Genomic DNA, 25,868 nt, shown 5'->3' on the forward strand with positions numbered 1-25,868 from the left:
CAAGGTATAGTGTAATAAGTCAAGAAATACGAACGTATGGTTGCCGTATGAAAGGTGGAAATCAGATGAGTAAACGAGAAACGTTTAACGAGACGTTTTTAAAAGCTGCGCGGGGAGAAAAAGCGGATCACACGCCTGTGTGGTATATGAGGCAAGCAGGGCGCTCACAGCCGGAATACCGCAAGCTGAAGGAAAAGTACGGATTGTTTGAGATCACACATCAGCCCGAACTTTGTGCGTATGTCACAAGACTGCCGGTTGAGCAATACGGAGTCGATGCTGCAATCCTTTATAAAGATATCATGACGCCGCTGCCGTCAATCGGTGTGGATGTTGAAATCAAAAACGGGATCGGTCCTGTGATTGATCAGCCAATCCGGTCTCTGGCGGACATTGAAAAACTCGGCCAGATTGATCCGGAACAGGACGTGCCGTACGTGCTTGAGACGATTAAACTGCTTGTCAATGAGCAGCTGAACGTCCCGCTCATCGGTTTCTCAGGTGCGCCTTTTACGCTTGCAAGCTATATGATCGAAGGCGGCCCGTCGAAAAACTACAATAAAACAAAAGCCTTCATGTACAGCATGCCAGATGCATGGAATCTGCTGATGTCCAAGCTTGCCGACATGATCATCGTGTACGTGAAAGCGCAGATTGAGGCAGGCGCAAAAGCGATTCAAATCTTTGATTCGTGGGTCGGCGCATTGAATCAGGCAGATTACAGAACATACATCAAACCCGTGATGAACCGGATCTTTTCAGAGCTCGCAAAGGAGAATGTGCCGCTGATCATGTTTGGCGTTGGCGCAAGCCATCTTGCAGGTGATTGGCATGACCTTCCTCTCGATGTTGTCGGGCTTGACTGGAGACTCGGCATTGATGAAGCCAGATCAAAAGGAATTACTAAAACAGTGCAGGGCAACCTGGACCCGTCCATTTTGCTTGCGCCATGGGAAGTCATTGAGCAGAAAACGAAGGAAATACTTGATCAGGGTATGGAGTCAGACGGCTTCATTTTCAATCTTGGCCATGGGGTATTTCCTGATGTCAGTCCCGAGGTTTTGAAAAAACTGACAGCATTTGTCCATGAATATTCACAAAACAAAAAAATGGGTCAATATTCCTAAGCATATCTTTTGGTATCTTAATGATATCCTGTCAAAATGTTTGTATCAGATCATTAAAGAGGGTGTAAACAGTGAGTAGAAAGAAAATGGGGCTTCTCGTGATGGCGTACGGCACGCCTTATAAGGAAGAAGATATTGAACGTTATTATACACATATCAGAAGAGGCAGAAAGCCTGAACCTGAAATGCTTCAAGATTTGAAAGACAGATACGAAGCGATTGGCGGCATTTCACCGCTTGCCCAAATCACAGAACAGCAGGCGCATAATCTGGAACAGCACTTGAATGAAATTCAGGATGAGATTACGTTTAAAGCGTATATCGGACTGAAGCATATCGAGCCGTTTATTGAAGACGCCGTAGCAGAGATGCATAAGGATGGCATTACAGAAGCAGTCAGCATCGTGCTGGCGCCGCATTTCTCCACGTTCAGCGTTCAGTCCTACAACAAACGCGCCAAAGAAGAGGCTGAAAAACTCGGCGGCTTAACGATTACGTCAGTTGAAAGCTGGTACGATGAACCGAAGTTCGTGACATATTGGGTTGACCGAGTGAAGGAAACATATGCGTCAATGCCTGAGGATGAAAGAGAAAACGCAATGCTCATCGTATCCGCACACAGCCTGCCGGAAAAAATCAAAGAATTTGGAGACCCGTACCCGGACCAGCTTCATGAATCGGCGAAATTAATTGCTGAAGGCGCAGGCGTTTCCGAATATGCTGTCGGCTGGCAAAGTGAAGGGAACACGCCTGATCCTTGGCTCGGACCCGATGTTCAGGATTTAACACGTGATTTATTCGAACAAAAAGGCTATCAAGCATTTGTATATGTTCCTGTTGGGTTTGTCGCGGATCACTTAGAAGTGCTTTATGATAATGATTATGAATGCAAAGTGGTTACTGACGATATCGGCGCAAGCTATTACCGGCCGGAAATGCCAAATGCCAAGCCTGAATTTATTGATGCTTTGGCAACAGTCGTATTAAAAAAATTAGGACGTTAAAGAAGGCGATGAACATGAGTGACGGCAAAAAACATGTAGTCATCATCGGCGGCGGCATTACCGGTTTAGCCGCCGCCTTCTATATGGAAAAAGAAATCAAAGAAAAGAATCTGCCGCTTGAGCTGACACTTGTTGAGGCAAGTCCGAGAGTCGGCGGGAAAATCCAGACTGTCAAGAAAGACGGCTATATCATCGAAAGAGGGCCAGACTCATTTCTGGAACGAAAGAAAAGCGCCCCGCAGCTTGTTAAAGACTTAGGTCTTGAGCATTTGCTTGTCAACAATGCGACCGGGCAATCCTATGTGCTTGTAAACCGCACCCTGCATCCAATGCCGAAGGGCGCTGTAATGGGGATACCGACAAAAATTGCGCCGTTTGTTTCTACGGGTCTGTTTTCCTTGTCCGGGAAGGCGAGAGCTGCTATGGATTTCATCCTGCCTGCAAGCAAAACAAAGGATGATCAGTCATTGGGAGAATTCTTCCGCAGACGTGTCGGAGATGAAGTGGTCGAGAACTTAATCGAGCCGCTACTATCAGGGATCTACGCAGGCGACATTGACAAGCTCAGCCTGATGTCGACATTTCCGCAATTTTATCAGACGGAACAAAAGCATAGAAGCCTGATTCTCGGCATGAAAAAAACAAGGCCTCAAGGCTCAGGCCAGCAGCTGACGGCAAAAAAACAAGGGCAGTTCCAAACTCTGTCAACCGGTTTGCAGACCCTTGTAGAAGAGATCGAAAAGCAGTTAAAGCTGACGAAGGTGTATAAAGGCACAAAAGTGACCAAACTTAGCCATAGCGGCTCTTGCTATTCGCTCGAACTGGATAACGGCGTCACACTTGATGCTGATTCAGTAATTGTGACTGCTCCGCATAAAGCGGCTGCGGGAATGCTTTCTGAGCTTCCTGCCATTTCTCATTTGAAAAATATGCACTCCACATCCGTGGCAAACGTCGCTTTAGGTTTCCCTGAAGGCTCCGTCCAAATGGAGCATGAGGGCACGGGTTTTGTCATTTCAAGAAACAGTGACTTTGCGATCACAGCCTGTACGTGGACGAATAAAAAATGGCCGCACGCAGCGCCGGAAGGCAAAACGCTGCTTCGGGCATATGTCGGAAAAGCCGGAGACGAATCCATTGTCGATCTATCAGATAATGACATTATCAACATTGTGTTAGAAGACTTAAAGAAAGTCATGAACATAAACGGCGAGGCGGAAATGACATGTGTAACCCGATGGCATGAAAGCATGCCGCAGTACCATGTCGGCCATAAGCAGCGTATCAAGGAGCTGCGTGAAGCACTTGCATCTGCGTATCCGGGTGTTTATATGACAGGCGCTTCTTTCGAAGGTGTCGGCATTCCCGACTGCATTGATCAAGGAAAAGCTGCCGTGTCTGACGCGCTTACCTATTTATTCAGCTAAAACCTCCGCTTTATCGCGGAGGTTTTTTTGATGTGCAATGGCAATATTGTGTAAAAAATGATTGAATTGAACAGCAGGTTATGATACATTTGCATATGTACTTAATGACTAAAATGTTCAAACGGTCAGTTTCGAGGTGAATACAATGTCAATAGATCGAAAAAAGCTCATTTTGGAGGCGGCTACAAAGTCTTTCACGCAGTTCGGGTATAAAGCGACGACAATGGATCTTGTCGCAAAACTTGCGAACGTGGGGAAGGGAACCATTTATACTTTTTTCAAAAACAAAGAAGAGCTGTTTGACGAGATTTTCACTACTTTATTAAAGGAAATGAAGCAAAAAGCGGATGAAGCGATGGAGCCGAGCCTTCCGTTCCATGAAAATGTGCACAGAGCGCTGTTTGCCATTCTGGAGTTCAGGAAAACACATCAGCTGACGATTAAAATTTTCCAAGAGAATGCCGAGATTGGTACAATGGCAGTTCAGGAAGTGATCCAGAAAATGGAGCGATCCATCCTGTCTTATATCAAAAGCAAGATTGAAGACGGGATCAAAAGCGGCGCAATCAAGCCGTGCGACCCTGAGCTGACAGCCTTTGTGATGCTGAAGCTTTATATCGCGCTCATTTTTGACTGGGAAAAACAACACCCCCCGCTTGATAAAGAGACAATTGCGGGACTGCTTGAATTGTATGTTGTCAAAGGATTGTCAGCGAACTAGATAATCCTTTCTCTTTGCAAGAAAATGACCATTTTTTATGATGAGTCAGTTTTAGAATGGAGGCATCAGGATGAACACAATACGAAGTCAGTGGAAAGACATCGTAACAAGTAAAAAATTATTGATTCCCATCATCGCCATTTTGTTTGTCCCGCTTATTTACAGCGGCGTATTCTTAAAGGCTTATTGGGACCCGTACGGCACAGTTGACCAGCTGCCTGTCGTTGTCGTCAACCAAGACAAGGGAGCAACGTATGAAGGAGAAAAACTTCAAATCGGTGATGATCTGGTCAAAGAATTAAAGGATAATAACAACTTTGATTGGCATTTTTCCAATGATCTCGACCAATCGTTAAAGGACTTATTGAATCAAAAATATTATTTAGTTGTCGAGATTCCTGAGGATTTTTCTAAGAATGCCAGCACTGTATTAGACAAAAATCCGAAAAAATTGGATCTGAAATACCATACAAATGCAGGTTCTAACTATGTAGGGGCAACGATCGGCGAAAAAGCGATTGATAAACTGAAAGCCTCTGTTTCAAAAGAAGTGACCGAGCAATATACGAAAGTTATTTTTGATAACTTTAAAGATATCGCAAAAGGTTTGAGCGACGCGAGCAGCGGCGCGAAAAAAATTGATGACGGCACAAAGGATGCGAAAAACGGAAGCGCCCAGCTGAAAGAAAATCTGGCGAAGCTGAAGGAAAGCACCGCTACCATCAGTGACAAAACAGCGCAGCTTGCAGATGGAGCGGCTCAGGTGACGAGCGGCATCCAATCACTTGACAGCTCGCTCGGTAAATTCCAGGACAGCAGCAACCAGATTTATGATAAATCTAGTCAGCTTGCAGCAGGATCAGGCGAGCTGACAAGCAAGATGAATGAACTTCTTGCCGGACTTCAAAATGTGCAGAAGGGTACGCCTAATCTTACTAACGGGTTGGATCAGCTCAACAGTAAAGTCCAAGAAGGTTCTGAGAAAGCGGCAAAAGCGGAAAAGATCATTAATGCGCTCGATTTAACGAAGCTTGAAACTGCTGTAAACAATCTGGAAAAGTCAGAAACTGCGATGAAGGAATTCAAAAAACAGCTGACTGACTTTGAAAACAGTTTGAAAAACCGTGATCAGGCATTTAAAAATGTCATCAATTCGAGTGACTTCTTAACAGCGGAGCAAAAAAGCCAGCTGATTAATTCTGTTGAGAAAAAGCTTCCGCAAGTTGATGCGCCTGATTTTGATCAAATATTAAGCCAGCTACCTACAGCTGATCAGCTGCCTGACATCGCAACGATAAAAAGCTCTCTTGAAGACGTGAAAGCGCAGGTGGCGCAGGTGAAAGCCATGCCGGAAGCTACATCTAAGCTTTATAACGGCGCAAAAACAATCCAAGATGCGATTGACAGATTAACTGAGGGAGCTGATAAGATATACAACGGTTCTCAGAAGCTGACAGATGGCCAAACTAAACTGACAGCGGGCATCGGTGAATATAATAAGCAGTTCGCAAAAGCAAAAGCGGGCTCAGAGCAATTGGTGACAGGAAGCAGCCAAGTATCCGGCGGATTGTTTAAGCTGTTAGACGGGTCTAAACAGGTCCAAAGCGGATCATCAAAACTTGCAGACGGATCTGCATCACTTGATACAGGTTTAGGCAAGCTATTGGACGGCACAGGAGAGCTGTCTAGTAAGCTGAAGGATGCGGCTGACCAAACAGGAGATATCGATGCTGATGATCAAACATACGGCATGTTTGCGGATCCGGTTAAAACCAAAGATGATGCCATTCATTCCGTTCCTAACTATGGAACAGGGCTGACACCTTATATCCTGTCAATGGGCTTGTATGTCGGCGGCATCATGCTGACGGTTGTCTTCCCGCTGAAGGAAGCGTCAGGACGTCCGAGAAACGGTTTTGAGTGGTTCTTCAGCAAATTCAATGTCATGATGCTTGTAGGAATCATTCAATCATTGATTGTGGCGACGGTTCTTCTATTGGGAATTGGTCTTGAGGTAGAGAGCACGTGGAGATTTTACGTGTTTACGATCATTACGAGTCTCGCTTTCCTGGCGATAATTCAATTTTTGGCTACAACGATGGGCAACCCGGGGCGATTTATCGCAGTCATTATTTTAGTGCTGCAGCTGGGAGCGAGCGGAGGAACCTTCCCGCTGGAATTGCTTCCGAATTTCTATCAGGTCATCCACGGCGCATTGCCGATGACCTACAGCATTAACGGATTCAGAGCAGTCATTTCAAACGGTGACTTTGGCTACATGTGGCAGATGGCCGGCGTCTTAATCGGCATTGCCCTCGTCATGATTGCACTAAGCATTACTTACTTTACAATGTTAAGCCGGAAGGAAGAAACATCAGAAGAACAGCCGGCTTCATAAAGAAAAAGAACTTGTTTCCTTGGAAACAAGTTCTTTTTTTGTTACATCCCCCATTTAATAAGCAATCCTGTATAGGTTAATCCGCCGCCAAACCCGAAAAGCAAAACGATTTGATCTTTTTTCAGCTTCCCGGCTTTCACTGCGAGATCGAGCGCCAAAACAATTGAAACCGAAGACGTGTTTCCGTAGTGCTCAACACTAGTGAGCGTTTTTTCAATCGGGAACGGTGTTTTTTCACAAATTGACTCGATCATGCGCAAGTTGGCGCTGTGAGGAACAAACCAATCGAGATCATCGGAGCTGAGTCCTGCTTTATGTAAAAGCCGTTCAAATTCGCCAGGGACGGTTCTTGCGGCCCATTTATATACCTCGCGTCCGTTTTGCACCATTTTTCCGGAACCGACAAGCTGCACACCGTTTATTTCATTTCGCAGTCCGGCACGATACAAAATATCGCCGCCGTTCCCGCTTGTTCCTTGTACAGACGCAAGAAATCCCGGCGTCTCTTCATCTCGTTCTACTAACAGCGCACCCGCGGCATCGCCGAACAGTACGCATGTCGTTCGATCGGTATAATCGGTTACCTTTGATAACGTCTCTCCGGCGATGACGAGAATTTTTTGATGAAGGCCAGATGTGATCAATCCATTTGCCAAATGGAGGCCGTATGTCAGCCCGGCGCATGTCGCATTAATATCCAGCGCGCCGGTGCTTTCCCAGCCGAAATATTCCTGTACGCGGCATGCCGTACTCGGAAAGGCGTAATCGGATGTGGTTGTGGCAACGAGGATCATATCGACATCATCAAGCGTTCCTTTATAACGGCTCTTGAGATTCTTCACCGCTTCTATGCATAAATCAGAGGTAAATTGATGTTCATCCGCAATCCGGCGTTCTCTCATTCCTGTGCGCTGAACGATCCATTCATCAGAGGTATCAACGATCTTTTCTAAATCTGCATTGGTTAAACGTCTGCTCGGCGCATAGGTGCCGATAGCTGTAATTTTTGCTTTTGACATATGAATCACTCCTTATGGTCAGATTATAACACTAGATATTAGTATCTGGTACTAAAAAGAAGGTTTTTTTACAAAAAAAGAGAAGTGTAGATAGGAATCTATGAAAAAGAAAAAGGAGGCTGAAAAATGGTCAGTCAAGAAGCAGTAGTCTTTTTGGCATTATCCGGGGCTATTGCGTTTCTGTTGCCAATCGGGCTGATTGTATGGTTTAAGCGAAAGTATGGTGCCTCGCTTAAAGTGTTTTTTATTGGCGCTCTCACGTTTTTTGTCTTCGCTCAGCTGCTGGAAGGCGGCGTTCATGTTTATGTACTGCAAGTGAATGAAATGACGAAAGAAGCGATGCAGCATCCATTATGGTATGGCATTTACGGCTGCTTGATGGCCGGCATTTTTGAGGAGTGCGGAAGGTATTTGATGATGCGATTTTTTATGAAGCGCCATCATACTTGGGCAGATGGTCTGGCTTTCGGGGCAGGCCATGGCGGGCTTGAAGCCATCCTGATTACAGGCTTGTCCTCTATCTCACTTATTGTATACGCATTTGCAATCAATAGCGGGACGTTTGAACAGCTTTTGGTCAATGGCGACGTCAAACAGGCGCTTTTGCCGATACAGGAGCAGCTGCTGCATACTCCTTCGTATGAATGGATGCTGGGCGGAATAGAAAGAATCAGTGCCATTGCCGTCCAGATTGGTCTGTCTCTGCTTGTTTTGTACGCGGTTAAAAACCGCCGGCCGCTGTTTTTGCTGTATTCTATTCTTTTACATGCACTGTTTAATGTCCCGGCGGTTTTATATCAAAGAGGAATCATAGAGCATGCTGCAGCTGTTGAAATCATTGTTGCTCTTATAGCGGCTTTATCAGTTTATTGGATTGTAAAAGCAAAAAGGGTGTTTCAATAAAAGGTCCAAGCAGCAGCAATGCCCGCTTGGAAAAATGTGAATGGAAATATTCATTAAGCATGGGTCATCAGAATATTTCTGATTCAGTCTTTAGCAATGACAGCAAGAATGTCTGTGTTTTTTACAAGAGAAACAATGGTGTTTCTTTTTCTTCTTCTCGCAAGGGTCATGGCATTCTTTCTTTTTCTTGCAATGGTCGTGGAAATCTTTATCGAACCACTCGTCAAAGAACCAAAAATCATCGAACCAATCGTGACAACGACATTTCTGTTCATGTGAATGACGACAGCACATAGAAATCCCTCCTCTTCCCATGCTCTCTACAGCATATGAGAGATTGATAGGAAAAGATTGGACGGGTCCCTCGGGAAAAGAGTATATTTTAAGTAGAAAATAAAAGGAGGAATGCCCTATGACGTCCGTACGTAAAACGATGGAGCTCATTAAAGAACTTGTATCGATCCCAAGCCCGACAGGAAATACATATGAGGTGATCAATTATATTGAAAGCCTTTTAAAAGAATGGAAGGTAGAAACGGTTCGGAACCACAAGGGCGGCTTAATTGCAACGCTTCCAGGACGCGACACATCCCGGCATCGCATGCTGACAGCGCACGTTGACACCCTCGGCGCTATGGTGAAGGAAATTAAAGCGGACGGCCGGCTGAAAATCGACTTAATCGGCGGGTTCCGCTACAACTCGATTGAGGGGGAGTATTGCCAAATTGAAACCGCCTCGGGAAAAATGTACACAGGCACAATCTTAATGCATCAAACGTCTGTGCACGTATACAAAGACGCGGGAAAGGCTGAGCGGAATCAAGAGAATATGGAGATCCGCCTAGATGAACCTGTTCACTGCCGGAAAGATACGGAGGAGCTTGGCATTGGCGTCGGAGACTTTGTGTCGTTTGATCCACGTGTCGAGATCACATCAAGCGGATTTATTAAATCGCGCCATTTGGATGACAAAGCAAGCGTCGCCTTATTGCTCCGCTTAATTCATGAAATTCAAACAGAAGACATTGAGCTGCCGTATACAACCCATTTTCTTATTTCCAATAATGAAGAAATCGGTTACGGCGGGAATTCGAATATTCCTCCTGAAACAGTTGAATATTTGGCGGTTGATATGGGCGCTATCGGTGACGGGCAGGCGACGGATGAATATTCAGTATCAATCTGTGTGAAGGATGCGAGCGGGCCGTATCATTATCAGCTCAGAAAGCATTTAGTTCAATTAGCCGAGAAGCATCATATTGACTATAAGCTTGATATATATCCGTACTACGGGTCTGATGCGTCAGCAGCGATCAAATCCGGGCATGATATTGTGCATGGCCTCATAGGGCCGGGAATTGACGCTTCCCATGCATTTGAACGCACCCATAAATCATCTCTTCGCCATACCGCTAAGCTTCTGTATTACTATGTACAGTCACCAATGGTATAAGGGGGAGGACCAATGAAGATTTATAAGCTGAAAAGCACATTCGGTTGGGAAGGTGATGACGGGTTGGGAGAACAGCTGATTCAGCAGATCCTTGCCGGAGAAAAAAGCGCCACGTGCGCGCCGAAATCATTGTATTCAAAAGATGAATTGAGGGACGTTTATCAAACAGCGGGTCAGCTTGTTACCGTTTATGATAAACATGACAATCCAAGATGCAATATAAAAGTAACAGATGTCTTTGAAACCACCTTTGGTGCGCCTGATATGAGGTTAGTCAAAGGAGAGGGCAATGGAGACCGAATTGAGGAGTTTCAAGAGGATCATCGGATGGCATGGGCGGAACTGATCAAAAGCGGTGAACTGGAGCTGAATGAGGATACTGTTTTGATTACAGAGTTGTTTGTGCTTGTTAAAGATTAAAAAAGCCTGCGGGGCAAGAACCCCGCAGGCTTTTCATTAACCAGAAATGGTTGCGTTTTGTTCTGTTTTCGATTGGGACATAACAGTTTCTGCTTTCGCAGGATTAAACATGCCTTCCCATTTAGACATCACAACGGCAGCAAGCGCGTTACCAGTCAGGTTGACAACTGTACGTGCCATATCCATGATGCGGTCTACGCCGGCAATAAAGGCAAGTCCTTCAGCCGGAACGCCGATGGTGCCAAGCGTTGCAAGCAAGACAACAAAAGAAGTACCAGGTACGGCAGCCATCCCTTTGGATGTCACCATTAAGACGAGCACAAGCGTAATTTGGTGCCAAATCGTCAAATCAATGCCATATACCTGTGCTAAAAAGAGTGCGGCAATAGATTGATAGAGAACGGAACCGTCTAAGTTAAACGTGTAACCGATCGGAATGACAAATGAAACAATGCCTTTTGGACATCCGATTTTCTCCATTTTTTCCATGATACGCGGAAGAACCGTTTCAGAGCTGGACGTACTGAACGCCAGTAAGATTTCGTCCTTCATGTAAGCAAGGAACTTGAAGATGCTGATGCCGGCAATTTTTGCGACAATCCCGAAAATAACAATTAAGAAGAAAGCAAGCGCGACATAAACCAATCCGACGAGCTTTCCGAGAGAGATAAGAGAACCGAGTCCGAATTTAGACACAGTCACTCCGATAAGAGCGAAAACGCCGAATGGCGCCACTTTCATCACAAGGTTTACAACGTGGAACATGGCATGGGATACACCTTCAAAAAAGGCTAATACAGGCTTGCCTCTTTCACCGATCGCGGAAATACCCAATGCAAATAGTACTGTAAAGCAGATGATGGCTAGAAGATCCCCTTCGACCAATGACTGGAAGAAGTTTGTCGGCACAATATGGAGGAACGTTTCCGCCACTGATTTATTACTTTGTTCTTTTTCAGTTTCAACATATTGACTGATGTCCGATTTTTGAGCTTCGTGTATATTAACTCCTGTACCCGGATGGAAGATGTTTGCAAGGGCTAGTCCGAGAATAATGGCAAAAGTCGTGATGATCTCGAAGTACAGAATCGTTCTGAAGCCTAATTTACCGACTTGCTTTCCATTTCCTGCACCGGCTACACCGATGATTAAGCTGGAGACAACAATAGGAATCACTATCATTTTGATTAAGCGTAAAAAGAGATCCCCGATTGGCTGCAGGTAAGTAGGCAATGCTGGGTTGCCATACCAAATGACGCCAACAATGACACCTAGAATAAGTCCAACGAATATTTGTGTGGCTAATCCAAACTTAATTCTTTTCATAGATTACCTCCCAAAAAACAAAGTATCAACATATATCATGAATAGACATATATTTAATCTCACTATTAGATCAAATTATAATAGATAAGAAATCAATTCGTCTATAGTAAATTATATTTCGAAAATAAAGAATATTCAATGACATTATGATAATCACCAGAATTATCTAAAAACAGGTGAGCTTTGACCTAACCTGACTATTATTTCAAAATTAAGAGATATGTGAAAAAATAAGAAAATCCCACGCGTAAGGCGCGGGATTTTCGCTCATTACAAATCGTTTACTTTTATACAGTCATTGCAGATATTACCATAACACTCATGCTGCTCTTCTATCTTTTTTCCGCATTCCGCACACTTTTTCGAAGGCAGGTTTCTAAAAAATTCTGTGATTTTCCCCAGCATAACCAATCCCTCTTTCCCCTTTGTAGTGATTTCATTGTAATATAACAGATTACAAAAATCAATAACTGTTTTGATACAATGTTTAAAACATGCTTTTTTCAAGAAAAATGGGTATATTGAAGGAGGACCAATTTTTTTGAAAAGATAGGAGGACATTATGAAAGTTACAGTTATCGGATGCTATGGCGGTTTTCCGGCCGCAAATGAAGCGACGTCAGGCTATTTGTTTCAGTCAGGTGATTACTCTCTGCTTGTTGATTGCGGCAGTGCCGTATTGTCTAAGCTGTTCGGATATGTGCCGGCGGAAAAGCTGGATGCGGTCGTTCTGTCTCATTATCACCATGACCATATCGCTGATATCGGACCGCTGCAATTTGCCAAGCAAGTCGGTTCGTTTCTCGGCAAAGGAGAGCATACGCTTCCGATTTACGGACATGATGCTGATATAGAACAGTTTCAAAAGCTTACATATAAAACACATACAAAAGGGATCGCCTATCAGCCGGATCAGCCGCTGACTGCCGGTCCGTTTACGATCACCTTTTTAAAAACGATTCACCCGGTGACGTGCTATGCCATGCGGATTACTGACGGCAGCCACACTGTCGTTTATACTGCTGATTCCAGCTATCAGGATTCATTTATACCGTTTTCGAAAGATGCTGATTTATTGATCTCAGAATGCAATTTTTATGCCGATCAAGACGGAACAAGTGCAGGCCATATGAACAGCCTGGAAGCTGGGCGCATTGCAAAAGAAGCCGGAGCGGGAGAACTGCTGCTGACACATTTGCCGCATTTTGGCGTGCATGACAACCTTCGCAAAGAAGCGAAAACCGTTTTTAACGGAGAAGTGAATATTGCGAAATCAGGTTTTGTGTGGGAAGGATAAAGGAGGAGCACCATGTTATTTATAGACAATCAAAATATCAATGATCCGCGGATCAATCTTGCTATCGAGGAGTACTGTGTAAAGCATTTAGACCCTGAACAGCAATATTTGCTCTTTTATGTGAATCAACCGTCTATTATCATTGGGAAAAACCAAAATACAATAGAAGAAATCAATACAAAATATGTTGAGGAAAACGGGATTATCGTCGTCCGCCGTTTATCAGGCGGGGGCGCTGTGTACCATGATCTGGGGAACTTGAACTTCAGCTTTATTACCAAGGATGACGGGGACAGCTTTCATAACTTTAAAAAATTCACTGAGCCAGTGATTCAGGCGTTACATCAGCTTGGGGTTGAAGCCGAATTAAGCGGCCGGAACGACATTGTAGTAGATGGCCGGAAAATATCCGGAAACGCTCAGTTTGCAACGAAAGGCCGTATTTTCAGCCACGGCACCCTCATGTTTGATTCAGCCATTGATCATGTTGTATCAGCATTAAAGGTGAAAAAGGATAAAATTGAATCAAAAGGCATCAAATCGATCAGAAGCCGAGTGGCAAACATCAGTGAGTTTCTCGATGATAAAATGACCACCGAAGAATTCCGCAGCCATTTGCTTCGCCATATTTTTAACACAAACGACGTTGGAAACGTGCCGGAGTATAAGCTGACGGAAAAAGATTGGGAGACCATTCATCAAATTTCGAAAGAGCGCTATCAGAATTGGGATTGGAACTACGGCCGCTCACCAAAATTTAACCTTAATCATTCGAAGCGTTATCCGGTTGGATCGATCGATTTGCACCTGGAAGTCAAGAAAGGCAAAATCGAGGACTGCAAAATCTTCGGAGATTTCTTCGGTGTCGGTGATGTATCTGAAATTGAAAACCTGCTGGTCGGAAAACAATACGAACGCAGCGTCATCGCTGATGTGCTCGAAGGTGTGAATCTCAAGCATTACTTTGGGAACATTACGAAAGAGGATTTCCTTGATCTGATTTACTAAGGCAAAACACATCGTTTGAAAGAGCGGTTGTGTTTTTGAAATAATGGAGGCAGGAGGGATTCACATGAAAGTGTTTTTAATCGGAGCGAACGGACAAATCGGGCAAAGACTCGTCTCTTTATTCCAAGATAATCCTGATCATTCCATCAGAGCGATGGTCAGAAAAGAAGAACAGAAAGCGTCTCTTGAAGCTGCCGGTGCAGAAGCTGTGCTTGCGAATCTGGAGGGCAGCCCGGAAGAAATCGCCGCTGCGGCAAAAGGTTGTGACGCGATCATTTTCACAGCCGGTTCCGGCGGCAGCACAGGCTATGATAAAACGCTGCTGGTGGATCTTGATGGAGCGGCAAAAGCCATTGAAGCTGCGGCCATTGCCGGAATCAAACGGTTTATTATGGTCAGCGCCCTGCAAGCCCATAACCGTGAAAATTGGAATGAGGCACTCAAGCCTTATTATGTGGCCAAGCATTATGCTGATAAAATTCTGGAAGCGAGCGGTTTAACCTATACGATTATCCGTCCGGGAGGCCTTCGCAATGAGCCTGGAACGGGAACTGTTTCAGCAGCGAAGGATCTGGAGCGGGGATTTATTTCCCGTGATGACGTTGCAAAAACGGTCATTGCCTCTTTAGATGAGAAGAATACGGAAAATCGGGCCTTTGATCTGACAGAAGGAGATACGCCGATTGCCGAAGCATTGAAGAAACTATGACAGTACTGACACTCAGGGCTTTTTGCTCTTGAGTGTTTTTTTCTGTTTCTCTATAATGGAGAAGAAAGCTTGGCTTCAATAATGAATGACTATTCATTCACTTAAGGGGTGGGAGAATGAATCTTGTTTCAAAATTGGAAGAAACAGCATCTGAGAAGCCCGACAGCATCGCATGCAGGTTTAAAGATCACATGATGACGTATCAAGAGCTGAATGAATATATTCAGCGATTTGCGGACGGCCTTCAGGAAGCCGGTATGGAGAAAGGGGACCATTTAGCTTTGCTGCTTGGCAATTCGCCTGATTTTATCATCGCGTTTTTTGGCGCTTTAAAAGCTGGGATCGTAGTTGTTCCCATCAATCCGTTGTACACGCCGACAGAAATTGGTTATATGCTGACAAATGGCGATGTAAAGGCAATCGTGGGCGTTAGCCAGCTTTTGCCGCTTTATGAGAGCATGCATGAATCGCTGCCAAAGGTTGAGCTCGTCATTTTATGCCAGACGGGGGAGGCCGAGCCGGAAGCTGCGGACCCAGAGGTCAGGATGAAAATGACAACGTTTGCAAAAATATTGCGGCCGACATCTGCCGCTAAACAAAACCAAGAACCTGTACCTGATGATACCGCGGTTATTTTATATACGTCAGGAACGACTGGAAAACCGAAAGGCGCGATGCTGACACATCAGAATTTGTACAGCAATGCCAACGATGTCGCAGGCTATTTGGGAATGGATGAGAGGGACAATGTGGTCTGCGCTCTTCCCATGTTTCACGTGTTTTGTTTAACCGTCTGTATGAATGCACCGCTGATGAGCGGCGCAACTGTATTGATTGAGCCTCAATTCAGTCCGGCATCTGTTTTTAAGCTTGTTAAGCAGCAGCAGGCGACCATTTTTGCCGGTGTGCCTACAATGTATAACTACTTGTTTCAGCATGAAAACGGAAAGAAAGATGATTTTTCTTCGATCCGGCTGTGCATTTCGGGAGGCGCGTCCATGCCAGTCGCGTTGCTGACGGCGTTTGAAGAAAAATTCGGTGTTACCATTTTGGAAGGCTACGGGCTCTCGGAAGCATCACCCGTCACGTGCTTTAACCCGTTTGACAGGGGCAGAAAGCCGGGCTCCATCGGGACAAGTATCTTACATGTCGAAAACAAGGTCGTAGATCCGCTCGGACGCGAGCTGCCCGCTCACCAGGTCGGCGAATTGATCGTGAAAGGCCCCAATGTGATGAAGGGCTATTATAAAATGCCGATGGAAACAGAGCATGCATTAAAAGACGGGTGGCTTTATACGGGGGACTTGGCAAGACGGGATGAGGACGGCTATTTTTACATTGTTGACCGGAAAAAAGACATGATCATTGTAGGAGGATACAATGTGTATCCGCGGGAGGTGGAGGAGGTGCTGTACAGCCATCCGGACGTCAAGGAGGCGGTTGTCATCGGCGTGCCGGACCCCCAAAGCGGGGAAGCGGTAAAGGGATATGTGGTGCCGAAACGCTCTGGGGTAACAGAGGAGGACATCATGCAGCACTGCGAAAAGCATCTGGCAAAATACAAGCGGCCTGCCGCCATTACGTTTCTTGACGATATTCCGAAAAATGCGACGGGGAAAATGCTCAGACGGGCACTGAGAGATATTTTGCCCCAATAAAATGAAAAAGCGAAGCGGTTAGCTTCGCTTTTTCATTTTCAATCCTTTGCTTCTTTTTTAATAATATTTAGCAGCGCCTTTGTATCATTTTTGCTTAATTTGTAGTATGTGCCATCCTTCAAAAAAACGGCTTGCTGGCTGCCGTCAATCCATAGTCTGAATGAGTCATACCGGTCTTTATGAAACTTGATTGTCCCTTCGTAATCAGGGGCTGATGTTTTTTCTGTCTTCACCTGTTTTCCCTGATTCATAATATCCAGCATATCTTTGACGTGCTGTCTTTTTTCAATCTCGATATCTTCCTGGCCGCTTGAAGACAGTGTGATCAAATCCGCGTCTACCGATTGATACACATCGCCTGATCGGCTGTAAAGATAAAAAAATGCGATAAACACAAGACCGATTACCACGATGGCTGCCACTATTTTTTTCATTTGCATCACTCCAAACATTGTTAGTTTTCCCAGCGATCGGGGTTTCCATGCTTAAAAGGGTGGAAAAGTGCGGAACACAGCTTGGTTCTAAGAATTTGAATTTATGATTACAATAGAAGTAACGGGTTGATGTGAGGAGTGAGGCGTTATGCGCAAGTGGATTGCGGCAGCAGGACTTGCTTACGTGCTGTACGGGCTGTTTTTTTATTGGTATTTTTTCCTGTCGGGTGATTCCGCAATACCGGAAGCCGTGAAAGGGACGCAGGCTGATCCGGCTTCTTTCATGAAGCCGTCTGAGTTGGCAGTGGCCGAGCAGTATTCGAATGTCAAGAATTTTTTATTTTTTATCGGGGTACCACTTGATTGGTTTCTGTTTTTTGTTCTGCTTGTCAGCGGTGTTTCAAAGAAAATCAAGAAATGGATCGAAGCGGCCGTGCCTTTTCGGTTTTTGCAGACCGTTGGTTTTGTGTTTGTGCTTTCGCTGATTACAACATTGGTGACGCTGCCTTTAGATTGGATAGGCTATCAAGTATCGCTTGACTATAACATTTCCACACAGACAACGGCCAGCTGGGCTAAGGATCAGGTTATCAGCTTTTGGATCAGCTTTCCAATCTTTACGCTTTGCGTTCTCGTTTTTTATTGGCTGATCAAAAGGCATGAAAAAAAATGGTGGTTATACGCCTGGCTGTTAACAGTGCCGTTTTCGCTGTTTCTGTTTTTTATTCAGCCGGTCATTATCGATCCTTTATACAATGATTTTTATCCGCTGAAAAACAAAGAGCTTGAAAGCAAAATTTTAGAGCTGGCAGATGAAGCCAATATTCCGGCTGACCATGTATATGAAGTGAACATGTCAGAAAAAACAAATGCGCTGAATGCCTATGTTACAGGAATTGGGGCCAATAAACGGATTGTATTGTGGGATACGACGCTGAACAAACTTGACGATTCAGAAATTCTGTTTATTATGGGCCACGAAATGGGCCATTATGTCATGAAGCACGTTTACATCGGTCTGGCTGGCTATTTGCTCGTGTCGCTCGCCGGATTTTATGTCATTGATAAGCTTTACAAGCGGACGGTTCGCCTAACCCGCAGCATGTTTCATTTAGAAGGGCGGCATGATCTTGCGGCACTTCCGCTGTTATTGCTTTTGTTTTCTGTTTTGAGCTTTGCGGTTACGCCTTTTTCTAATGCTGTCTCGCGTTATCAGGAGAATAAGGCTGACCAGTATGGGATCGAGTTGACAGAGAACAGAGAAGCCGCTGTTAAAACGTTTCAGGATTTGGCCGTGACGGGGCTGAGCCAGGTTGATCCTCCGGTGCTTGTGAAGATTTTCAGAGGCAGCCATCCGTCGATCATGGAACGGATTCAACATGCGGAGAAAGAAGAGAATGCGCCGGAACATCAGGATGCTGACAAATAAAAAGAAGCAGGTATGGAGGAACCTGCTTCTTTTTACTATTATTGTGCAGCTGCTTGTACGTTGATTAACCCTTTTCCATAGTAGAAAGAGTTTCCAAGATATGTTGCAGTGCTTTCTAAACGATCACGGACTTGCGCGTTTGTCCAAGTCGGGTGCTTAGAAAGAATTAACGCTGCTGCTCCGGCAACGTGAGGAGTCGCCATGGACGTTCCGTTATAAGCGCCGTAAGTGCCTCCAGGAAGTGTGCTTTGGATGGACACGCCAGGAGCCATCACATCAAGCTCAGAACCTGCGCTGGAGAATGAAGCTCTTTGGTTGCTGCTGTTTACCGCACCTACTGCAATAGTAGAAGGATATTTTGCAGGGTAGCCGACTGTGCTTGTGCTTCCGGATGAACCTTCGTTTCCGGCTGCGGCAGCAACGACGATACCGCTGGAAACGGCTTTGTCAACGACTGTTTTCAGCGCTGTAGAACCAGTAGGTCCGCCAAGGCTCATGTTGATAACATCCATATTGTTGGAAATGGCCCACTCAATGCCGTTAATAATCCAGCTATATTGGCCGCTTCCTGTTGAATCAAGCACTTTTACTGCATATAATGATGCGCTTGGCGCTACGCCCAGAACACCGATTGAGTTATTAAGAGCGGCAATCGTACCGGCTACATGCGTACCGTGAGAACTGCCGTCCTGGTATGGGTTTGTTTCAGAAGGTACGAAGCTTGCTCCGCCTCTGACGTTTAAGTCAGGATGAGAAGAGTCAATTCCGCTGTCGATAACAGCTACTTTTACGTTAGAGCCTGTGTAGCCTTGAGAGTGAAGAGCCGGCGCTTTAATTTGAGAAATGCCATAAGGAACAGATTGCGCATATTCATGTGCAATATGATCTTCTTCCACATATGCAACGCTCGGATCTTTTTTCAATTCTTTTACAGCTTTTTCATCCAATGTTGCTGCGGCCGCGTTAACATACTTAAATTGCTTTTGAACCTTTCCGCCTTTTTCAGAAATAACATCCTTTTTCTTGGCGGAACTCATGGCACTCATTGTCTGTTTAAATCCGACAATGTATTTCTTTTCTGTACTGCTTTTTCCGGCAGCCTGCGCAGACATGTTGCTGAACGCCATCGTAAAGATTAACGTTAACGCAAACAACAAGCTGATCCACAATTTTTTGCTTCTCACTCTTTACCCTCTCCTTTTAAAAAAATTCAGAGTAGACTTACTTAAAAGACTATTCTGTGAATTTATTGTAATAGATGGAATAATATTTTAGTAGACCCATTTTTTTGAGATGATTTTATCTCTATTTAGGTATATCATCTCTCGCTATTTCCGTAGAGACTCGAAATAACTATTTTCATACAGAAAAGAACGAAAATAGACATGAGTAAATGTTCATTATGCTGAAATGTCATGCTTTTTTAGGTTAAATGCTCCTGAGTCCCGGCAAATTCCTGTCGAAAAAATTCGTTCAAATGACCTGCGTGTGCTTCCGTGAGAACAATGGATATTATCGTGATATTTTTTCAAAGCATGATGATAAAAGTATTCTGAAAAATAAACTTTACAGAAAAGGGATAGAATGAAAAAATTATTGAGAGGGAGGAAGAAATAAGATGAACATTCGCCAAGCAAAGACATCAGATGCGGCCGCCATTGCGCCGCTGTTTAACCAATATCGGGAATTTTATAGACAGGCATCCGATTTGCAAGGGGCAGAGGCTTTTTTGAAAGCTCGTTTGGAAAATCACGAGTCTGTTATTTTGATAGCAGAAGAAAATGGAGAATTCATAGGCTTTACCCAGCTCTATCCAACGTTTTCTTCTGTGTCAATGAAAAGGATATACATATTAAATGACTTATTTGTCGTTCCTCATGCGCGTACAAAGGGAGCCGGCGGCCGGCTGCTTTCTGCCGCAAAGGATTATGCAGGGCAAAACGGGGCAAAATGTTTAACACTTCAGACTGAGCACCACAACCGGAAGGCAAGAAGCTTGTATGAGCAAAACGGCTATGAAGAGGATACCGGATTTGTCCATTATTGTCTCAATGTGCCGGCGAAGTGAAAATGGCGGCTTGATGATTTGGTTTTTTGAACGTTCTTCGGTTACGATATAAATGAAAAGGAGTGTGCCGAATGTCAACGTTATTTCAAGCCTTGCAGGCAGAAAAAAATGCCGATGATGTTTCAGTCCATGTGAAAACCATATCAACAGAGGATTTGCCGAAGGATGGTGTCCTGATTAAAGTTGCTTATTCCGGCATTAATTACAAAGATGGTCTGGCCGGAAAAGCAGGAGGCAATATCGTCAGAGAGTATCCGCTTATTTTAGGCATTGATGCTGCGGGTACGGTCGTCTCTTCCAATGATCCGCGTTTTGCGGAGGGGGATGAGGTGATCGCGACAAGCTATGAGCTCGGTGTCTCACGTGATGGCGGATTAAGTGAATACGCTTCGGTGCCTGGTGACTGGCTGGTGCCTTTGCCACAGAATCTTTCGTTAAAAGAAGCGATGGTGTACGGAACGGCGGGATTTACTGCGGCGTTATCAGTGCATCGGCTTGAACAGAACGGTCTGTCTCCGGAAAAAGGCAGCGTGCTAGTCACAGGAGCAACCGGCGGTGTCGGCGGAATTGCGGTATCGATGCTGAACAAGCGGGGTTATGATGTGGTGGCAAGTACCGGAAACCGGGAGGCGGCTGATTATTTGAAACAGCTTGGTGCAAGCGAAGTAATCAGCAGGGAAGATGTCTATGACGGAACGCTTAAGGCGCTGTCCAAGCAGCAATGGCAGGGAGCGGTTGATCCAGTCGGCGGAAAACAGCTTGCCTCGCTTTTAAGCAAAATTCAATACGGCGGATCTGTCGCAGTGAGCGGCTTAACCGGCGGAGGAGAAGTTCCGGCAACCGTGTATCCTTTTATTCTTCGCGGAGTAAGCCTGCTCGGAATCGATTCAGTATATTGTCCGATGGACGTCAGAGCCGCTGTTTGGGAGCGCATGTCTTCTGATCTCAAGCCTGATCAGCTGCTGACCATCGTGGACAGGGAAGTATCATTGGAAGAAACGCCGGGTGCGTTAAAAGATATTTTGCAAAATCGCATTCAAGGAAGAGTGATTGTGAAGCTTTAACAGGATCAGCTTGCAGAGAATGTTATTTTTCTGCAAGCTTTTTTGTGGACAGGATGATCAGCTGCTGAACTGCTGTGTCGCGAAACAAGATTTTCCTGTAAGCCGAACTTTCTCTTCTCATTTTAAAAATAATTGGTGATAATGATTCTCATTCCGTGTTATACTACTCTTGGACATCTTAACCATAGAAACTACCAACAGGAGAGACTGGAACATATGAAAAAAACACTGATTATTCTTACAGTTTTACTTCTTTCTGTCTTAACGGCTGCTTGCTCGTCTTCAAGCGGCAATCAAAACAGTAAAGAACATAAAGTGGCGGTAACACATGATTTAGGGAAGACAAATGTGCCTGAGCATCCGAAGCGGGTTGTTGTTCTTGAGCTAGGTTTTATTGATACACTGCTTGATCTCGGCATTACGCCTGTCGGGGTTGCCGATGACAACAAAGCGAAGCAGCTGATCAACAAGGATGTGCTGAAGAAAATTGACGGCTACACATCTGTCGGCACTCGCTCACAGCCAAGCATGGAAAAAATCGCTTCATTAAAACCCGATTTAATTATTGCTGACACGACCCGGCATAAGAAGGTGTACGATCAGCTGAAAAAAATAGCGCCGACGATTGCACTTAATAATTTAAATGCTGATTATCAGGATACAATTGACGCTTCGCTTACGATTGCAAAAGCAGTCGGCAAGGAGAAGGAAATGGAGAAAAAGCTGACGGCGCATGAAGAAAAGCTTAGCGAGACAAAGCAGAAAATCAGCGCGAACAGCCAGTCCGTGCTTTTGATCGGAAATACAAATGATACCATTATGGCCAGGGATGAAAACTTCTTTACATCGAGACTTTTAACACAGGTCGGCTACCGATATGCAATCAGTACGTCAGGCAATAGCGATTCAAGCAATGGCGGCGACTCTGTGAATATGAAAATGACACTGGAGCAGCTGCTGAAAACAGATCCGGATGTGATCATCCTGATGACAGGAAAAACAGATGACCTCGACGCCGACGGTAAACGCCCGATCGAAAAGAATGTCCTTTGGAAAAAACTGAAGGCAGTGAAAAACGGGCATGTATACCACGTGGATCGTGCGGTGTGGTCTCTGCGCCGCAGTGTAGACGGGGCGAATGCCATTTTGGACGAGCTTCAAAAAGAGATGCCGGCTGCTAAGAAATAAAAGAAAAGACAGGCAAACGCCTGTCTTTTTCTTATTTGATAAAGCCGGATAAGTGGCTGTTGATATTATAGTCTTTTATCCGCCATTTTTCTTCTGCAAATTCAATGTTGCTGAGGCAGGCGTTGACGAGACGGGTGCTTTGAAGCTCCGGGTCACCGCCGGATATTTCTGTCAGCAGGGCGTGAATTGCCGCACCGTGCGCCACGATCAGCACCTTCTTGTTTGGATACGCCTGATTCACTTTTGCCAAACCGCCCATCAGCCTGTCAGTGAGTTCTTCTAAGGTTTCCATATTCGGATAGATGTTATCTGGATAGCGCTTTGTCCGTTCCTCCAGCGGCATGCCCTCCGCGTCGCCGTAATCGCGTTCCTTAAAATCATCCATCTCGACTATCGGAAGATGCAGATATTCATTAATAATTTCCGCGGTTCTTTTCGCTCTTTTCAGCGGGCTCGTCACAATAATATCCCAAGAAAAGTCCTTTACATATTCTCCGGTTTCTCTTGCTTGGCGTTCACCTGTTGCGTTTAGCGGGATATCGGTTTTGCCTTGGCATTTTTGCTGCAGGTTCCAATCGGTTTCTCCATGTCTTACTAAACAAACGGCTGTCATAAAATCCCCTTCCTGACTTTATTCATATCGCTATTATACTAAATCGAAAGCGTGTGTCCTATGAAAAAGCCTATGCAAGAACTTCAAATAATAAAGCCAGTCCGATTCCGCCGCCGCTTCCGATGGCTGCAACAGCATATTGACAGTCTGGCCGTCTTTTCGCTTCATAAAACAATCTGGTTACCAGAGCTGCACCTGATGCACCGTACGGATGGCCAAGAGCTAAGGCGCCGCCGCGCACATTGATTTTTGAAAAGGGAATGCCGAGTTCTTGCGAGCAGACACAAATTTTGACGGCAAAGGCTTCATTGATTTCAAATAAATCGATATCATCAGGTGTTACATCGTGTGTATGTAAGAGCTGACGAATCGCGACAACCGGTGCCGCGGGCGGAAAGTTGGGGTGAATGCCGCTGACAGCGCTGCCGATAAACCGAAGCACAGGCTTAAGTCCCAGGGCTGCTGCTTTTTCTTCTTCCATTACCAAAAGAGCGGCTGCTCCGTCTGCTATGCCACTGCTGTTGGCTGCTGTGACTGTTCCGGAGCTGGTGTCGAAAACCGGCTTTGCACGGGGAATAATCGCTTCTATTGGCCGCGTTTTCAAAAATGCTTCGTCCGTCTCCAATTCCCCGAGAGCAACAACTTCTTCACGGTAAAATCCTTCATCATGCGCGTTCCTGCTGCGTTGATGGCTGAGAAGCGCGTACTCATCCTGCATGCTTCTGCTGATGGAATAGCGTGCAGCCGTATATTCTGCCGCAATGCCCATGTCTGGATCGCCGATCGCATCTGGAGAAAAGCGAGCCCGTTCTGAAAAAGGGGATTGGCTGCTGCTTTCTGAGCCGCCCGCGATATACATCGTGCCGGCTCCCGCTTGAATAAGGCTGCAGGCATAGCGCACAGCTTCAAGGCCGGAGCCGCACTGTCTGTCAATTGTCATTCCGGGAACCGATAAAGGCAGTCCGGCTTGAAGGGCTGACAGTCTGGCCAGGTTGCCGCCTCTGCCAGTAGCGTTTCCGAGAATGACCTCGTCAACTTGATCCTCTAGCTTTCGGCTGAGACAGCGGATGATGGGAGCCGCCAAATCCTCCGGCAGGAAGGGCTTCAGCAGTCCGTTTTGATTTCCAAAGATCGTTCGTTTTGCATCAACAATAACCGCATTCATTTATACTGTACACTCTCTTCCAGCCATTTTTTCACTCTGGAACGGGCAATTTTTCCGCTGCTCGTTTCCGGCAAGCTGTCTGCAAACACCCATTTTTTCGGAATTTTATAGGAGGCTAATTTCTGTTTACACCAGGCTTTCAGTGTTCTGGCATTAGCGTTTCCAAGAATGACAGCTACAGCGATTTCTCCCCAATACTCGTCGGGAATGCCAACGACAGCCGCGCTTTCAACCTCTGGGCAGGCGAGAAGCACACGTTCAATTTCTTCTGGGAAAATATTTAATCCTCCGTACACGATCATCCCGTTTTCTCTTCCTGATATGTATAGAAAGCCCTCTTCATCAACGTAGCCCATATCATCTACTGTCATCCATTCATCTGGTGTGCTGCCGTTCACATAGCCGGAAAACCTCATCGGGCTTTTGACAAATATTTTTCCGATTTCTCCTGGCTGGCAGCGTTCTCCTCCAGCGTTGCGGATTTCGATCCGGACATTATGAAAAGGGCGGCCCGCTGAATGCGGCTTCCGTTTGCTGTCTTCCGGTGAAGAAAACGTCACAAAACTAAGCTCTGATGTGCCGTAAAAATCGTACAGCTTGAGATGAGGCCATGCAGCGGCAAGCTTCTTCTTGGATTCTGCCGGCCAGTCTGCGCCGGATGAAATGATTTTGACGGGACTGTCGGGAAAACCCTCAATCCTTGCGAGGGCGTCTGTCATCGTCGGTACGGTATAGAGAACACTGATGGATTCACGGCACAGCCATTCCTTCGCTTTGGCAGGAGAAAACTTTTTCAGCAAACAAACGGTTCCTCCGAGAAACAAAGTGCTGACAGCCCCATATAGGAAGTGAGAGGACATTAACGCTCCGGGAATCAGAACCTTATCATCTGATGAAATCGAAAAATCTGTTTCTGTACAGGTAAAGCTCTCCATCCATGAGCGGTGAGATCGCGTAAAGGCCTTCGGTTTTCCTGTCGAGCCCGACGTAAATCCCATATAAAAAGGGTGCTCCGGATCAATGGTAGGCAAGGGATCAGCGGCTGCCTCAGAAATATCTGCCATACAGTTATCCAGCAATACAACAGGTGTCTGGCTATCTGTCAGTTTGTTTTTGAAAAAGGCTAAAGTAACCACAAGATCCGCATTGCTTATGGACAGCCGCTCCTTACATTCAGCCGGGCTCCAGCGTGTGTCGATGGGAATGGCCGTACATCCAGCCGCTGCGGCTCCGGCAAACAGCTGTAAAAACGCGAGACTATTTGGGAGCAGGATCGCCACACGATTCGGCATGCTCGGCTGTGACCGCAGCCAATTTGCGGTTTGAGAGACAAGCCGATCCCAATCATGGTACGTGATTTGCTCCGATTCAGTCTGGATCGCTACACGGCCGGGCGATGTTTCGGCAGTAGATGAATAGGTATGAGTAATTGTCATG

25 protein-coding genes are annotated in these 25,868 nt (G+C 45.5%); 17 read left to right on the forward strand and 8 right to left on the reverse strand.

Annotation, left to right across the window (positions count from 1 at the left end):
• The first annotated feature begins 65 nt into the window (after positions 1 to 65).
• From hemE to NST22_RS05535, 5 genes are all read left to right on the forward strand, one after another.
• On the forward strand, positions 66 to 1,127 hold the full coding sequence (gene hemE / locus NST22_RS05515) for a uroporphyrinogen decarboxylase (protein WP_009966929.1): 1,062 nt from the start codon (positions 66 to 68) through the stop codon (positions 1,125 to 1,127).
• 71 nt (positions 1,128 to 1,198) lie between these two features.
• Complete coding sequence (gene hemH, locus NST22_RS05520; RefSeq protein ID WP_003244736.1) at positions 1,199 to 2,131, forward strand: ferrochelatase; 933 nt, start codon at positions 1,199 to 1,201, stop codon at positions 2,129 to 2,131.
• Between the two features lie 14 nt (positions 2,132 to 2,145).
• The gene (hemY, locus tag NST22_RS05525) at positions 2,146 to 3,558 is read left to right on the forward strand and encodes a protoporphyrinogen oxidase (protein ID WP_339232960.1); all 1,413 of its coding nucleotides are present in this window, start codon (positions 2,146 to 2,148) and stop codon (positions 3,556 to 3,558) included.
• Positions 3,559 to 3,703: 145 nt separating this feature from the next.
• Positions 3,704 to 4,279, forward strand: coding sequence for a TetR/AcrR family transcriptional regulator (locus NST22_RS05530; RefSeq protein ID WP_003233204.1), 576 nt, complete (start codon positions 3,704 to 3,706; stop codon positions 4,277 to 4,279).
• A gap of 70 nt (positions 4,280 to 4,349) precedes the next feature.
• On the forward strand, positions 4,350 to 6,677 hold the full coding sequence (locus NST22_RS05535; protein ID WP_003245424.1) for a YhgE/Pip domain-containing protein: 2,328 nt from the start codon (positions 4,350 to 4,352) through the stop codon (positions 6,675 to 6,677).
• Positions 6,678 to 6,718: 41 nt separating this feature from the next.
• Here the strand turns inward: NST22_RS05535 and fabHB are convergent, their stop codons facing one another.
• The gene (gene fabHB / locus NST22_RS05540) at positions 6,719 to 7,696 is read right to left on the reverse strand and encodes a beta-ketoacyl-ACP synthase III FabHB (protein WP_003233200.1); all 978 of its coding nucleotides are present in this window, start codon (positions 7,694 to 7,696) and stop codon (positions 6,719 to 6,721) included.
• A 126-nt stretch (positions 7,697 to 7,822) separates the two neighbouring features.
• On the opposite strand from fabHB, the gene NST22_RS05545 reads away from it, so the two are divergent.
• The 4 genes from NST22_RS05545 (at position 7,823) to NST22_RS05560 (ending at position 10,472) form a co-directional block, all read left to right on the forward strand.
• A complete protein-coding gene (locus NST22_RS05545; RefSeq protein WP_003233198.1) occupies positions 7,823 to 8,599 on the forward strand; it encodes a YhfC family intramembrane metalloprotease in 777 nt (258 codons plus the stop codon).
• 114 nt (positions 8,600 to 8,713) lie between these two features.
• A complete protein-coding gene (locus tag NST22_RS05550; protein WP_170295641.1) occupies positions 8,714 to 8,878 on the forward strand; it encodes a hypothetical protein in 165 nt (54 codons plus the stop codon).
• Between the two features lie 133 nt (positions 8,879 to 9,011).
• Entirely contained in the window at positions 9,012 to 10,052 is a 1,041-nt protein-coding gene (locus NST22_RS05555; protein ID WP_009966936.1) for a M42 family metallopeptidase, read from the forward strand.
• 12 nt (positions 10,053 to 10,064) lie between these two features.
• Positions 10,065 to 10,472, forward strand: coding sequence for an ASCH domain-containing protein (locus tag NST22_RS05560; RefSeq protein ID WP_003244837.1), 408 nt, complete (start codon positions 10,065 to 10,067; stop codon positions 10,470 to 10,472).
• 36 nt (positions 10,473 to 10,508) lie between these two features.
• On the opposite strand, the gene gltT is transcribed toward NST22_RS05560, so the two are convergent.
• Entirely contained in the window at positions 10,509 to 11,798 is a 1,290-nt protein-coding gene (gene gltT / locus NST22_RS05565) for a glutamate/proton symporter GltT (protein ID WP_003245579.1), read from the reverse strand.
• Positions 11,799 to 12,068: 270 nt separating this feature from the next.
• A complete protein-coding gene (gene yhfH / locus NST22_RS05570; RefSeq protein ID WP_003244802.1) occupies positions 12,069 to 12,203 on the reverse strand; it encodes a protein YhfH in 135 nt (44 codons plus the stop codon).
• A gap of 157 nt (positions 12,204 to 12,360) precedes the next feature.
• Between yhfH and NST22_RS05575 the strand changes: the two genes are divergently transcribed.
• From NST22_RS05575 to lcfB, 4 genes are all read left to right on the forward strand, one after another.
• The gene (locus NST22_RS05575; protein ID WP_003233185.1) at positions 12,361 to 13,095 is read left to right on the forward strand and encodes an MBL fold metallo-hydrolase; all 735 of its coding nucleotides are present in this window, start codon (positions 12,361 to 12,363) and stop codon (positions 13,093 to 13,095) included.
• A gap of 12 nt (positions 13,096 to 13,107) precedes the next feature.
• Positions 13,108 to 14,103, forward strand: a complete 996-nt coding sequence (gene lplJ / locus NST22_RS05580) for a lipoate--protein ligase LplJ (RefSeq protein WP_003244914.1) — start codon at positions 13,108 to 13,110, stop codon at positions 14,101 to 14,103.
• A 64-nt stretch (positions 14,104 to 14,167) separates the two neighbouring features.
• Entirely contained in the window at positions 14,168 to 14,812 is a 645-nt protein-coding gene (locus tag NST22_RS05585; RefSeq protein ID WP_003245344.1) for an SDR family oxidoreductase, read from the forward strand.
• Between the two features lie 116 nt (positions 14,813 to 14,928).
• Positions 14,929 to 16,470 (forward strand): long-chain-fatty-acid--CoA ligase LcfB, encoded by a 1,542-nt coding sequence (lcfB, locus tag NST22_RS05590; RefSeq protein WP_003244686.1) that lies wholly within the window; start codon positions 14,929 to 14,931, stop codon positions 16,468 to 16,470.
• Between the two features lie 38 nt (positions 16,471 to 16,508).
• Here the strand turns inward: lcfB and NST22_RS05595 are convergent, their stop codons facing one another.
• Positions 16,509 to 16,904 (reverse strand): hypothetical protein, encoded by a 396-nt coding sequence (locus NST22_RS05595; RefSeq protein WP_003245187.1) that lies wholly within the window; start codon positions 16,902 to 16,904, stop codon positions 16,509 to 16,511.
• 148 nt (positions 16,905 to 17,052) lie between these two features.
• On the opposite strand from NST22_RS05595, the gene NST22_RS05600 reads away from it, so the two are divergent.
• Positions 17,053 to 18,333: a M48 family metallopeptidase gene (locus NST22_RS05600; RefSeq protein WP_003233175.1), complete on the forward strand. Its 1,281-nt coding sequence runs from the start codon at positions 17,053 to 17,055 to the stop codon at positions 18,331 to 18,333.
• A 38-nt stretch (positions 18,334 to 18,371) separates the two neighbouring features.
• Here NST22_RS05600 and aprE read toward each other — a convergent pair whose 3' ends face one another.
• Complete coding sequence (gene aprE / locus NST22_RS05605; RefSeq protein ID WP_003233171.1) at positions 18,372 to 19,517, reverse strand: subtilisin AprE; 1,146 nt, start codon at positions 19,515 to 19,517, stop codon at positions 18,372 to 18,374.
• A gap of 434 nt (positions 19,518 to 19,951) precedes the next feature.
• On the opposite strand from aprE, the gene NST22_RS05610 reads away from it, so the two are divergent.
• From NST22_RS05610 to NST22_RS05620, 3 genes are all read left to right on the forward strand, one after another.
• Positions 19,952 to 20,401: a GNAT family N-acetyltransferase gene (locus tag NST22_RS05610; protein ID WP_003233166.1), complete on the forward strand. Its 450-nt coding sequence runs from the start codon at positions 19,952 to 19,954 to the stop codon at positions 20,399 to 20,401.
• Between the two features lie 71 nt (positions 20,402 to 20,472).
• Positions 20,473 to 21,465, forward strand: a complete 993-nt coding sequence (locus tag NST22_RS05615; protein ID WP_003233163.1) for an acryloyl-CoA reductase — start codon at positions 20,473 to 20,475, stop codon at positions 21,463 to 21,465.
• Between the two features lie 216 nt (positions 21,466 to 21,681).
• The gene (locus NST22_RS05620) at positions 21,682 to 22,653 is read left to right on the forward strand and encodes an ABC transporter substrate-binding protein (protein ID WP_003233159.1); all 972 of its coding nucleotides are present in this window, start codon (positions 21,682 to 21,684) and stop codon (positions 22,651 to 22,653) included.
• A 31-nt stretch (positions 22,654 to 22,684) separates the two neighbouring features.
• Here NST22_RS05620 and phoE read toward each other — a convergent pair whose 3' ends face one another.
• The 3 genes from phoE to NST22_RS05635 form a co-directional block, all read right to left on the reverse strand.
• Positions 22,685 to 23,266 carry a phosphatase PhoE gene (phoE, locus tag NST22_RS05625; protein WP_003233157.1) on the reverse strand — a complete coding sequence of 194 codons (582 nt, stop codon included), beginning with the start codon at positions 23,264 to 23,266 and terminating at the stop codon, positions 22,685 to 22,687.
• 70 nt (positions 23,267 to 23,336) lie between these two features.
• Positions 23,337 to 24,431 carry an acetyl-CoA C-acyltransferase gene (locus tag NST22_RS05630; protein WP_003233154.1) on the reverse strand — a complete coding sequence of 365 codons (1,095 nt, stop codon included), beginning with the start codon at positions 24,429 to 24,431 and terminating at the stop codon, positions 23,337 to 23,339.
• Positions 24,428 to 25,867: an acyl-CoA synthetase gene (locus NST22_RS05635; protein WP_003244910.1), complete on the reverse strand. Its 1,440-nt coding sequence runs from the start codon at positions 25,865 to 25,867 to the stop codon at positions 24,428 to 24,430. Before NST22_RS05635 ends, NST22_RS05630 begins: the two co-directional genes overlap by 4 nt.
• Position 25,868 lies beyond the last annotated feature (1 nt).

This window comes from Bacillus sp. PS237 (assembly GCF_037963345.1).
GTDB classification, from domain to species: domain Bacteria; phylum Bacillota; class Bacilli; order Bacillales; family Bacillaceae; genus Bacillus; species Bacillus subtilis.